Source organism: Caballeronia sordidicola, from assembly GCF_002220365.1.
In the GTDB taxonomy this organism is placed as follows: domain Bacteria; phylum Pseudomonadota; class Gammaproteobacteria; order Burkholderiales; family Burkholderiaceae; genus Caballeronia; species Caballeronia sordidicola_C.
In genome coordinates this window covers 1-12,094 of record NZ_MTHB01000158.1, presented here as the reverse complement: position 1 = coordinate 12,094, position 12,094 = coordinate 1, and the positions used below count along the sequence as shown (strand labels likewise).

Below are 12,094 nucleotides of genomic sequence, written 5' to 3'. Positions count from 1 at the left end.
GACCAACACTCCCGCTAAGAATGCTTTGAATAATTTGCCAACCCTGGAGCGCGTGCTATGAAACTCACCATCATCGGTAGCGGCTATGTAGGCCTCGTGACGGGCGCGTGTCTGGCCGACATCGGTAACGACGTGCTGTGCCTCGATCTCGACGAACGCAAGATCGCGATCCTGAACGGCGGCGGCGTGCCGATCCACGAACCGGGCTTGCAGGACGTGATTGCACGCAATCGTGCGGCAGGGCGTCTTAGCTTTTCCACCGATGTCCAGGCTGCGGTTGAGCACGGCGAAGTGCTGTTCATTGCGGTGGGTACGCCCTCCGACGAGGACGGTTCCGCCGACTTGCAGTACGTGCTCGCGGCGGCGCGCGATATCGGCCGCTACATGAACAACTTCAAGGTGATCGTCGACAAGTCGACGGTGCCGGTCGGCACGGCGCGTCGCGTGAAGGCAGCGATCGATCAGGAACTCGCCACGCGTGGTGTGCAGCACATGTTCTCGGTTGTGTCGAACCCCGAGTTCCTGAAGGAAGGCGCGGCTATCGACGACTTCACGCGGCCCGACCGGATCGTGCTGGGCTGTGACGACGACGTACCCGGCGAACGCGCCCGTGAGCGTATGAAGCGCCTGTATTCGCCGTTCAACCGCAATCACGAACGCACGCTTTACATGGACGTGCGCTCGGCGGAATTCACCAAGTACGCGGCCAACGCCATGCTCGCCACGCGTATCTCGTTCATGAACGAACTCGCGAATTTCGCGGATCGCGTGGGCGCGGACATTGAGGCGGTGCGTCGCGGCATTGGCTCTGATCCGCGCATTGGCTACGATTTCCTGTATGCAGGTTGCGGTTATGGCGGCTCGTGTTTTCCGAAGGACGTGCGTTCGTTGATCCAGACGGCGGGCGAGTACGACGAGCAGATGGAAATCCTGAAGGCCGTGACGTCGGTGAACGAGGCGCAGAAGCAGACCCTTGCCAACAAGATCGTGGCCCGTCTGGGCGATGATCTGCGCGGCAAGAAGTTCGCGCTATGGGGCCTTGCGTTCAAGCCGAATACCGACGACATGCGCGACGCCCCCAGCCGCGTACTGATCGCGGCACTGCTGGAGCGCGGCGCGTCGATCAGCGCTTACGATCCGGTTGCAACCGACGAAGCACGCCGTGTGATCGCCCTCGATCTGCGCGACACGCCTGCGCTGCTCACTCGCCTCACGTACGCAAACGATCACACCGAAGCGCTCGATAACGCCGACGCGCTGATCATCGTGACGGAGTGGAAGGTGTTCAAGAGCCCGGACTTCGACGGCATGAAACGCCGCCTGAAGACCCCGCTGATCTTCGACGGCCGCAATCTCTACGAGCCGGAAACCATGAACGAGATCGGCGTGGAGTACCACGCGATCGGGCGTGGTGTACGGCAATCGGTGAAGGCGCCCGTAGCGGCCTGACCGGGTTCTTCGCGCCAGCAGCCAGGGAAGACCTGCCGGTCTTTAAAACGATATCGACACACCAGGCGCTGCGAGCGCGGCTTCGGTCGAGGGACCCGATGCCGCGACTGCGCCGCTTTAACGGATACAACCTATGTTTCGAAGCGTCTTGATTGTCTGTCATGCAAACGTCTGCCGAAGCCCTGCCGCGGAAATGCTGTTCCGCGCTTACGCCGGCAAGCTAGCGGGCAAACACGCAAGACGCCCGATCGAATTCCGCTCCGCCGGCCTTTTTGCAGTGGATGGCCGCAGCATTGATCCAACGATGCACCGGCTGTTGACGGAGCGCGATGTCGATCCATCGGGACACGCTGCACGCCGGTTCGACGAGTCCATGGCGTGCGCAGCCGAGTTGATTCTCGTGCCCGAAAGGCAGCAGATTGCCGCGATTGAACAGATGGCGCCGCACACCCGCGGCAAAGTGCATCTGCTTGGCAAGTGGGAAGACTCTGAAGTGGCCGATCCATACGGCGGCCACGAAGTTGCCTATCGCGAGAGCTTCGGGCTAATTGAACGTCTGGTCCAGGGATGGCTGAATAAAATATGGTGAACCGGTCTCTAGCTTTATCTGTTTCCGCGGTCTTTTCGCTGACGATCTTTTTGTCGGCTTGCGGCGCCTTGCCAGGTTACAACCTGAACACATCGCGCCTGGACGATTCCGACCCCGCGCCGACCGCGACCTATCCCGTGCACCTGATCACGGCGGACGTGATCATGCAGCAGAACCGGCCGGCTCCGGCAGCGGCGCTGCCGCCCACGCGCTTTGCTGATCCGGCGCAATACGTGTATCGCCTGGCGCCGCAGGACGTGATCGGCATCACGATATGGGATCACCCGGAGCTTACCACGCAGCAGGGGCAGACCATGTCGGCGGGTGGCAACACCACGCAGACGATCGCTGGCGCGCTCGCGCAGCCGTACACCACTGCGTTGCCCGGACAGGCCGATCCGTTCGGACAGACGATCTCTCCTGACGGCACGATCTATTTCCCGTTCGTCGGCAAGATGCACGTGGCGGGCAAGACGGCCGGCGAGATTCGCGATCAGCTCTCAGCGGGCTTGTCGCCGTACCTGAAGAAACCGCAAGTCGACGTTCGCGTGCTTGCTTATCGCAGCCAGAAAGTTTCAGTGACCGGCGAGGTGAAGACGCCCGGACCGCTCGCGATGAGCGATGTGCCGCTTACGCTGATCGATGCACTCACACGCTCCGGTGGCACAAACGCCGACGCCGATCTGCAGCGCGTGCGTCTCACGCGCAACGGCAAACTCTACGTGCTTGACGCCGACGGCGTGCTTGATCGTGGCGAGATTTCGCAGAATGTGATGCTGCAGTCGGGCGACATCGTGAACGTGCCGGATCGTACCGACAGCCGCGTGTTCGTGATGGGCGAAGTCAAGACGCCGCTGCCTGTTTCGATGATGAAAGGGCGCCTGACAATCGCCGACGCGCTGACGCAAGCCGGCGGCATACTCGACACGGACGCGAACGCACGGCAAATCTACGTGGTGCGCGGTGCACGCGAGAAGCCAGCCTCGCCTGAGATCTACCGGCTGGATCTGACGCAACCGGATTCGTTGCTGCTGTCCGCGCAATTCCAGCTTCACCCGCTCGACGTGGTGTACGTCGGAACGGCTGGCGCCGTCCAGTTCAACCGCATGGTCAACCAGGTTCTGCCGACCTTGCAGACACTCTTCTACCTGAAGGAACTGACGCGATGAACGCTTTTCAGATCGTCGAATGCCTCAAACCAAGCGGGGTTGAATCGTGAGCACGCCAGCAAATTCCTATCAGGGCAAGACCGAAGAAGAGGACGTCGTCCTCGGGCAGCTGCTGCAGGTGGTCCTCGACGACATCTGGTGGCTGATCGGTACCGCGGCGTTCATCATTCTCGCCGCGGCCGCGTACTGCTACGTCGCAAAGCCGGTCTACTCCGCCGACGCGCACGTTCGTGTGGAGCAGTCCGACAACACGTCGCAAGCGCTCACGCAGACGCAGACGGGTGCCGCGATCGGCAACTCGTCGGGCGCGCTGCCGACCGACGCCGAGATCGAGATCATCAAGAGCCGTGGTGTAGTGGCGCCTGTCGTCACGCAGCAAAAGCTCAACTTCTCGGTGAGCCCGATGACCGTGCCGGTGCTCGGCAGCATTGCCGCGCGCCTCGCCACGCCGGGCAAACCCGGGAAGCCGTGGCTCGGCATGACCTCGTATGCGTGGGGCGGTGAAGAAGCCACGGTCGATTCAATTGAAGTGATCCAGCCGCTGGAAGGCGTGAAGCTGACCATGACCGCGCTTGGCAACGACCGCTATTCGCTGGCAACGCCAGAAGGTGTGCCGCTGCTCGAAGGCCGTGTGGGAGAGATGGCGAAGGGCAATGGCGTATCCATCAATGTCACGAAACTGGTGGCGCGTCCCGGTACGCGGTTCGTGGTGTTACGAGCTAATGACCTCGATGCCATCGCCGCATTTCAGTCGGGCATTACGGTCGTGGAGCAGGGCAAGTCGACGGGCGTGATCCAGATCTCGCTCGATAACGGCGACCCGGCACGCGCGGCTGAAATTGCGAATGCGCTGGCCGATTCGTATCTGCTTCAGCACATTGAAAGCAAGCAGGCCGATGCGGAAAAAATGCTCGCGTTCCTGAAAAGCGAACAACCGCGACTCAAGGGTGATCTCGAACATGCCGAAGCGGCGCTGACGGAATATCAAAGCAAGTCGGGTTCGATCAACGCAAGTGACGAAGCCAAGGTTTACCTCGAAGGCAGCATCACTTACGAAGCGCAGATTTCTGCATTGAAGCTTCAGATCGCTACATTGAACCAGCGCTTCGAAAGCAGCCATCCGGCGCTCATCGTCGCGCAGCAGCAGCTTGGCCAACTGGAAGCCGAACGTGCGCGTTTCAGCGAGCGCTTCAAGAATCTTCCGGCTTCCGAAGTCAAAGCCGTATCGCTGCAACGCGATGCGAAGGTGGCCGAAGACATCTACGTGCTGCTGCTCAATCGCGTGCAGGAACTGTCGGTGCAGAAGGCCGGCACGGGCGGCAACGTCCATATTGTCGACGCCGCCCTGCGCCCGGGTGCACCGATCAAGCCGAAGAAATTCCTTATCATGTCGGCGGCTGTGATCCTCGGCCTGATCCTGGGGACCGGCCTCGTGTTCCTGCGCCGTGCCATGTTCAAGGGCATCGTGGATCCGGACAAGGTCGAACGCCTGGCAGGGCTGCCGCTGGTCGGCCTCATTCCGATGAGCACGGAGCAGGTGAAGCTCGATGCGGAAGCGAAACGCACGGAGCGTGATCGCGACCGTGTCTCACCTATTCTCGCGACCATGCGCCCGAACGATGTCTGCGTGGAAATCATGCGCAGCTTGCGTACGTCGCTGCAGTTCACGCTGATGGAAGCGCGCAATCATACGGTGATGCTGACAGGCCCGGCATCGGGTGTCGGCAAGAGCTTTCTTGCGGTGAACCTCGCCGTGCTGCTCGCGGCGTCGGGCAAGAAGGTGCTGCTGATCGACGCCGACATGCGGCGCGGCAAGCTGGAACGTTCGTTTGGTCTTGAGCGTGCGAACGGCCTGGCGGAATTGCTTGCCGGGACGATCGGACTCGAGCAGGCCATCCGCACCACGCGCACGCCGTTCCTGAGTTTCATGCCTGCGGGCAAGCGTCCGGAGAATCCGTCGGAGCTGCTGATGTCGCCGCGGCTGCAGCAATATCTCGATGGCCTCGGGCGTGTGTACGACGTGGTTTTCATCGACACCCCGCCGGTGCTCGCCGTCACGGATGCATCGATTATCGGCAAGCTTTCGGGGACCAACTTCCTCGTGATGCGATCGGGCGCGCACAACGAAATGGAAATTTCCGATGCCATCCGGCGCCTGCGCTCAGCGGGCATCCCGCTGCATGGCGCAATCATGAACGGCATGCCGGCACGTTCGCGTGGTTATAACCGCGGACACTATGCAGCGGTTGAAGACTACTTGAATGTTTGAACGCGAGCGGAGCGCTGCATGACATCGACCTCGACCTCGACCTCGACCCTTAGCATCTCCGTGATGGTGCCGACATATCGTCGTCCCGCCGACCTGAAGCGTTGCCTCGACGCGTTGCGTGCGCAGGCTCGCCCGGCGGATGAAGTGCTGGTCATCGCGCGTCCCGAAGACGATGCGACCCATCGCGCGCTCGAAACGGAGTTGTCCGCGAACAATCCGTTCCTGCTGCGCGTGATCGAAACGGGTCTGGGCGGGCAGGTCGCGGCGCTGAACCGCGGACTGGATGCGGCGCGCGGCGACATCATCGCGATCACCGACGACGACGCCGCGCCGCGCGTCGACTGGCTGGCGCAGATTGATCAAGCCTTCAGCAATGATCAAACGCTGGGGGCGCTCGGCGGCCGCGACTGGGTGTTCGAACGCGGGGCACTGCTCGATGGCGAGCGTTCGGAAGTCGGCGTGATTCGCCGCACCGGCAAGATTTGCGGCAACCACCATCTCGGCGTGGGCGCCCCGCGAACGGTCTCGTTACTGAAGGGCGCGAACATGATTTATCGACGCTCGGCGGTGGGTGGATTGCGCTTCGATACACGTCTTCGCGGCAAGGGCGCGCAGCCCTGCAACGACCTGTCGTTCAGCCTGAGCGTGCGGCACACGGGCTGGAAGATGGTCTACGATCCGCGCGTGGCGGTCGATCATTTCCCCGCCGAACGTTTCGACGACAACGGCCGCGACGCGCAAACGCTGGGCGCGCTCGCCGACACTGCATACAACCTGCATCTGGTGCTGCGCGAGCATCTGGGTCCGTTCGCGCGGCACATCGCGTGGTACTGGTACGCGGCCATTGGCACCCGTGCAATGCCCGGCTTCGCGCATGCGCTGCTAGCGCTTACGCGCACTCGCGACACGGCCTGCTGGGCGCGTTACCGCGCCATGCGCAAAGGCGCTCAAGACGCGCGCCGTGACGCACAGCATGAGCCCGCAGCGTACGCGCTCGCCATGCGCGGCCGCACCGATGGCGCGAAAGCCGCATGAGCCGCTTGGCGCGGGTCCGGAACTCACAACATCAGGACGACGCGGAGGTTTCCCGTATGCAAGCGACCAAGGTTCACGTGCATTTGTTCTACGGCACAGACCCGCGGTTTTACCGGGCGGGGGAGAACATCGGCTGCCTGTATGGTTATCACCATGCAGAGTCCCCGGAGTTAGCGCTGACGTATTCGCGCGACGAACCCGAGAACAAATTCGTGCGGCTCGCGCGGCGTGGACTGAAGGCGGCGCTAGGCTTCGACTTCATTCATACGTGGCGCAATCGCGAGGAAATTCTCAACGCCGATGTCGTTTGGACGCATACCGAGCACGAGCATTTATCGGCGGCGCTGTTGCTGCTTTTGAAGGGCCGTGCTCACGGCAACCCGATGTTGCTCGCGCAAAGCGTGTGGCTGGTCGACAAGTGGGCGGGCTTCGGCGTGCTCAGGAAGTGGGTCTACAAAAAGCTGCTCGCCCGCGCCGATGTCCTGACCACACATGCGAGCGAGAACGCGCAAATGGCGCGTGGATATTTCAAGCGCGACGTGGAACAGGTCTACTACGGCATCAACCCGATCGACTTTCCTTTGCAGGAGCCGACCGCCTGGCAACCGCACGCTCCGGTGCGAATCGCCGCGATCGGCAACGATCGTGACCGTGACTGGGAGTCGCTTGCCGAGGCGTTCCGGCAGAATCCGGCGCGTGAAGTACGGATCGCGACACGTCGACGGGTATCGAAAGCGCTGCATGCCAGCAACGTGAAGATCGCGCCGGCAATCGGCATGAAGGCGGCGCGCGAACTGTATGACTGGGCTGACGTGGTCGTGGTGCCGCTGCGCCCGAACTCGCATGTGTCGGGCATAACGGTCGTGCTCGAAGCGGTGGCGCTAGGAAAGCCAGTGATCGTCTCCGATGTCGGATCCTTGCGCGATTACTTCGGTCCCGAGCATGTGTTTTATGTGCCACCGCATGACGTGCCCGCGTTGCAGCGCACGCTTGACGCGATAGTTGCGAATCCCGCACTCGCGCTGGAACGCGCGCAGGCGGCGAGCCGGCACTTCGCTGCGCGCGACTACACGACTCGCCAGTTCGCGCTTCAGCATGTTCGCATCACGCAGGAGTTCATGAGGACACGGCATATGGATATACCCACGCGTCCTTCAGAAACAGCGTTACATGCCGAGCGTGGCAATGTTGCGCCTCAACGCCGGGTGAACTGATCCATGAGCACACCGGCCGCTCCCCGTACGTCGAAGTATCTAGCCGATCTGATCGAGAACGGTGGCAAGCCGCTGCGTGCCGGTTTTCTCGGCCTGTTCCGCGACGACCCCAAACATTGGGTGCCGCAAACCGGTTTCTGGACGTTCACGCTGCTGTTGATCTTGGCGCACCAGGGAACGGCGCTGACCTACGGGTTCCCGGCCATGTCGACCGCCGTCGGCGTATGGCTGTATTTCAAGAGTCCCGCGCGCTACATCGGCTTTGTCTGGTGGCAGTGGTTTCTCAGCCCCGAAGTGCGTCGGCTCTCGGACTTCGCGAAGGGTGGTTTCACGCCCACCAGCCTGATCCAGATCGCGCCCGTGATCGTGACCATGATCTGCGCCCTGACCGTGGCTCGGCACTACAAGGTGCTGGCTGAGCGGCGTGGCCTGCCGTTCCTCCTGATCTTCATGGGCCTGGCCTATGCGTACCTGATTGGCGTGATGGCCAACGGCCCGATGGCGGCCACCTATGACCTCGCGGCGTGGCTGTATCCGGTGCTGATCGGCTTTCACATCATGGTCCATGCGCGCGATTATCCGAAGTACCGCCAGGCGATCCTCGACACGTTCATCTGGGGCATGCTGTTCATGGGCGGTTACGGTCTGGTGCAGTTCTTCCTGATGCCGGCCTGGGACGCCATGTGGATGATCGGCTCGCAGATGGCTTCGCAAGGCGACCCGGTACGGCTCGGCGTGCGGGTGTTCAGCACCATGAATTCATCGGGCCCGTTCGCGCTCGCCATGATGGCCGCGCTCACCTTCACCATGGCCGGCACGCAAAGCGTGCGCTGGGTCGCGGGCGGTCTTGGATTCATCTCGTTTGGCCTGTGCATGGTCCGCTCGACATGGGGCGGCTGGGTCATCGCGATGGTGTTGCAACTCCTCAAGGCGAGCAACAAGGTGCGGGTGCGGATCCTGGTGGGCGCGGTGGTGCTGGCGGGACTTTCCGTGCCGCTGCTCACCTTCGGCCCGATTGCCGACAAGATGGCGACGCGTTTGCAGTCCATCACCAATCTCAGCGATGACAACAGCTACGCCGCGCGCAACGAGTTCTACGCGTCGTTCGCAAAAACGGCCTTTACCGACGTTTCCGGCGAAGGTTTCGGCGCCACCGGTTCGTCGACGAAACTCTCCAACTCCAACGGCGATCTCGGCAAATACGGCAGCTTCGACAGCGGCGTGATGAACGTGCCGTTCGTGCTCGGCTGGCCCGGTTCGCTGATGTATCTTGCCGGGCTGGGCCTGCTGCTCGCCCGTGCGTTCCGTGCTTCGTTCTCGCTGCGCGACGACAAATACGCGCAGGCGTCCCTGAGCGTTGCGTTTGCGATCGTCGGCATGCTTGTGTTCACGAATACGTTCACGTCTATCGGCGGAATGATCCTTTACATGGGCCTTTGCTCGGTCCTCGCGGCGCGCCATCACCAGCGGCTCGGCCGCCGCCGGGAGCAAGCGCTCCTTGAACACTCCCTCCCTGCAAAGGCACTCCGATGAGAATCGCCATCGTCACTCATGTCGTGCGTCACAACGACGGGCAAGGCCGCGTGAACTACGAGATCGCGCGCGCTGCATTGGCGGAAGGCCATCAGGTCACGCTGCTCGCATCGCACGTGGCACCGGAACTCGCTTGCGAAGCGCGCTTGCGATGGGTCGCGATCAAGGTCGGACGTTTCTGGCCGACCAAACTTTTCAAGCAACAGATCTTCGCGCTGAAGACCGCGTTGTGGCTCAAGGCGCACAAGAAGGAATACGACGTCTTGCATGTCAACGGTTTTATATCGTGGGCCAAAGCCGACGTGAATACCGCCCACTTCGTGCACGGCGGCTGGCTGCGCAGTCCATACTATCCGTTCAAGCTCACCGGTGGCTTGTGGTCCGCGTATCAGGTGTTGTATAGCCGCGTGAATGCGCGGCTTGAACACTGGGCGTATCAGCGCTCGAAGATCATTGCAGCGGTGTCCGAGAAAGTGGCTATCGAGATTCGCGCGAACGGCGTGGCCGGTGAGCGTATCGAGGTGGTCTACAACGGCGTCGATACGAGCGCGTTCAGTGCGGCCCGGGTGAAGGGGGCCGACAGAAAATCGTTCGGACTGCAAGACGATGCCTGCCTGTTGCTGTTCGTGGGCGACCTGCGCACGCCGCGCAAGAATCTGGACACGGTGCTGAAGGCGCTGGTGCAACTTCCTGCCCACGTGCAACTGGTGGTGGCCGGCTATATCCCGGGCAGTCCTTATCCCGATGAAGCCAAGGCGCTGGGCATTGCGGATCGCGTGCATTTCCTGGGGCTGGTGAAGAACATGCCCACGCTGATGCATTCCGTCGATGCCTTCGTTTTCCCATCGCGTTACGAAGCGATGAGCCTCTCGCTGCTGGAAGCGCTCGCGGCGGGTCTGCCGATCATTACGGCAAAGACGGCGGGCGGGGCGGAGATTATCGGCACGGATTGCGGCATTGTGCTCGACGATCCCGACGACGCCGCCGCGCTCGCCGGTGCGATCACAACGCTTGCAGATGCACCGCAACGGCGTCGTGAAATGGGTGACGCTGCGCGACTGCTGGCGGACCAGTTTGGCTGGGAGCGCATGGCGCGGCGCTATCTGGATCTGTATCGCGGTTTTGCGAATCAGGCCGGCGCTGCGGCGTCCGGTGAAGTGCAGACGGAGGGCGGCGCGCCTAAAGCGGCGGCGCTGACGATGAACGCAACGGCAAGCGCGGTCCAGCCCGTGCTGCCGGGTATTTCAAACGAATCACACGCATCGCCGGTATGAGCAATTTGACGGTTGTCGTTATCCATCAACAATTTCGATCAGGGTCGTGGACATGAGCACGCAAGCCATCAAGTCGCTGCAAATTGGAATGCACTGGTTCCCCGAGCGTGCGGGCGGTCTGGACCGGATGTATCACACATTGGTCTGTGCATTGCCGGGTGCGGGCGTGACGGTACGCGGCGTAGTCGCGGGATCGGAGCGGGTGGCGGCGGACACGGAGGGGGCCATTCGCGGCTTCGGCCCGGCGGCGCAGTCATTGCCGCGCCGTTTGCTGGCTGCGCGCCGGGCATTGCGGGCGTCGTTGAGCCGCGAGCGGCCCGATGTGGTCTCGTCGCACTTCGCGCTTTATACCTTCCCGGGTCTCGATGTTACGCGCGGCATTCCGCAGGTCTCGCACTTCCAGGGGCCTTGGGCGGATGAGAGCCAGGTTGAGGGTGCCGATTCCATCGGTCAGCGGACCAAGCGGATGCTTGAGCAGCGGGTGTATGCGCGTTCGTCGCGGTTGATCGTATTGTCGGAAGCGTTTGGGGAGATATTGCAGGCGCGTTATGCCATTCCTGCGGAGCGGATTCGCGTGGTGCCGGGGTGTGTCGATGTCTCGCAATTCAATCTACCGCTGAGCCGTGCCGATGCTCGTCGCCGGCTTCAGTTGCCGCAAGACCGGCCAGTCGTGCTTGCGGTTCGGCGGCTGGTCAGGCGGATGGGGCTTGAAGATCTGATCGAAGCGATGAAGCGCGTGAAGGCTAGGCAACCGGACGTGTTGCTGTTGATTGCGGGGAAGGGACGTCTTGCGGAGGAGTTGCAGGCGCGCATTACCGAAGCGGGTCTTGACGACAATGTCCGGCTGCTTGGTTTTGTGCCTGACCGGCATTTGGCGGCGCTTTATCGCGCGGCGGATGTGAGTATTGTGCCGACGGTTGCGCTGGAGGGGTTTGGCTTGATCACGGTGGAGTCGCTTGCTTCGGGGACGCCGGTACTCGTGACGCCGGTGGGCGGTTTGCCGGAGGCGGTTGCGCCTTTATCGGCGAATCTTGTTTTGCCGTCCACAGGCGTGGACGCTATTGCCGATGGCTTGATCGGTGCGCTGAACGGTTCGCTGAAATTGCCAACGGAGCAGGAGTGCCGGATCTATGCGCGCGAAAATTTCGATACGCCGGTGATTGCCAAGCGCGTGGCAGCGGTTTATAGCGAAGCGATCGAGGTAGGATTGGTGCACTGATTTTGATTCGGACTTGGGGGTGTAATTAGTTTTGTGTAAACGGTCATTTGGCAGGAGACTGCCAGTATCTAGGAGCAACGATGACCGTCGTGAAGCGCAACAAACGAGTAAAGCCCGATCCTGAGTTGGTCAAATTGGCGGACAGCCTGTTGGCGAACTACCAGAAACCTGAGGATTTGATTGGCGAGAATGGGCTGCTCAAGCAGCTCACCAAGATGTTGGTCGAGCGGGCTCTGGAAACCGAGATGTCCGAGCACTTGGGCCACGGCAAGAGCGAAGCGGTGACCAATGCCACGGGCAATACCCGCAACGGCCACAGCGCAAAGACGTTGCAAGGCGAGTT

10 protein-coding genes are annotated in these 12,094 nt (G+C 61.9%); all 10 read left to right on the top strand.

The window, feature by feature from the left end; all coding sequences use genetic code 11:
• Positions 1-57 precede the first annotated feature (57 nt).
• Positions 58-1,449 (top strand): UDP-glucose dehydrogenase family protein, encoded by a 1,392-nt coding sequence (locus BSU04_RS22895; protein WP_089162717.1) that lies wholly within the window; start codon positions 58-60, stop codon positions 1,447-1,449.
• 133 nt (positions 1,450-1,582) lie between these two features.
• Positions 1,583-2,038 carry a low molecular weight protein-tyrosine-phosphatase gene (locus BSU04_RS22890; protein ID WP_089162716.1) on the top strand — a complete coding sequence of 152 codons (456 nt, stop codon included), beginning with the start codon at positions 1,583-1,585 and terminating at the stop codon, positions 2,036-2,038.
• Entirely contained in the window at positions 2,032-3,207 is a 1,176-nt protein-coding gene (locus BSU04_RS22885) for a polysaccharide biosynthesis/export family protein (protein WP_089162715.1), read from the top strand. The genes BSU04_RS22890 and BSU04_RS22885 overlap by 7 nt, the downstream gene beginning before the upstream one ends.
• 46 nt (positions 3,208-3,253) lie before the next feature.
• Positions 3,254-5,476, top strand: a complete 2,223-nt coding sequence (locus BSU04_RS22880; RefSeq protein ID WP_089162714.1) for a polysaccharide biosynthesis tyrosine autokinase — start codon at positions 3,254-3,256, stop codon at positions 5,474-5,476.
• 18 nt (positions 5,477-5,494) lie between these two features.
• The gene (locus BSU04_RS22875) at positions 5,495-6,511 is read left to right on the top strand and encodes a glycosyltransferase family 2 protein (RefSeq protein WP_089162713.1); all 1,017 of its coding nucleotides are present in this window, start codon (positions 5,495-5,497) and stop codon (positions 6,509-6,511) included.
• 56 nt (positions 6,512-6,567) lie between these two features.
• Positions 6,568-7,725: a glycosyltransferase family 4 protein gene (locus BSU04_RS22870; RefSeq protein WP_089162732.1), complete on the top strand. Its 1,158-nt coding sequence runs from the start codon at positions 6,568-6,570 to the stop codon at positions 7,723-7,725.
• 3 nt (positions 7,726-7,728) lie between these two features.
• Complete coding sequence (locus tag BSU04_RS22865) at positions 7,729-9,258, top strand: glucose-6-phosphate isomerase (RefSeq protein ID WP_256983228.1); 1,530 nt, start codon at positions 7,729-7,731, stop codon at positions 9,256-9,258.
• Positions 9,255-10,532 carry a glycosyltransferase family 4 protein gene (locus BSU04_RS22860; RefSeq protein WP_089162712.1) on the top strand — a complete coding sequence of 426 codons (1,278 nt, stop codon included), beginning with the start codon at positions 9,255-9,257 and terminating at the stop codon, positions 10,530-10,532. The genes BSU04_RS22865 and BSU04_RS22860 overlap by 4 nt, the downstream gene beginning before the upstream one ends.
• A gap of 52 nt (positions 10,533-10,584) precedes the next feature.
• The gene (locus tag BSU04_RS22855) at positions 10,585-11,751 is read left to right on the top strand and encodes a glycosyltransferase family 4 protein (RefSeq protein ID WP_089162711.1); all 1,167 of its coding nucleotides are present in this window, start codon (positions 10,585-10,587) and stop codon (positions 11,749-11,751) included.
• An 80-nt stretch (positions 11,752-11,831) separates the two neighbouring features.
• Positions 11,832-12,094 (top strand): transposase (locus BSU04_RS22850; protein WP_179258401.1); only part of this gene is annotated, 263 nt, incomplete at its 3' end.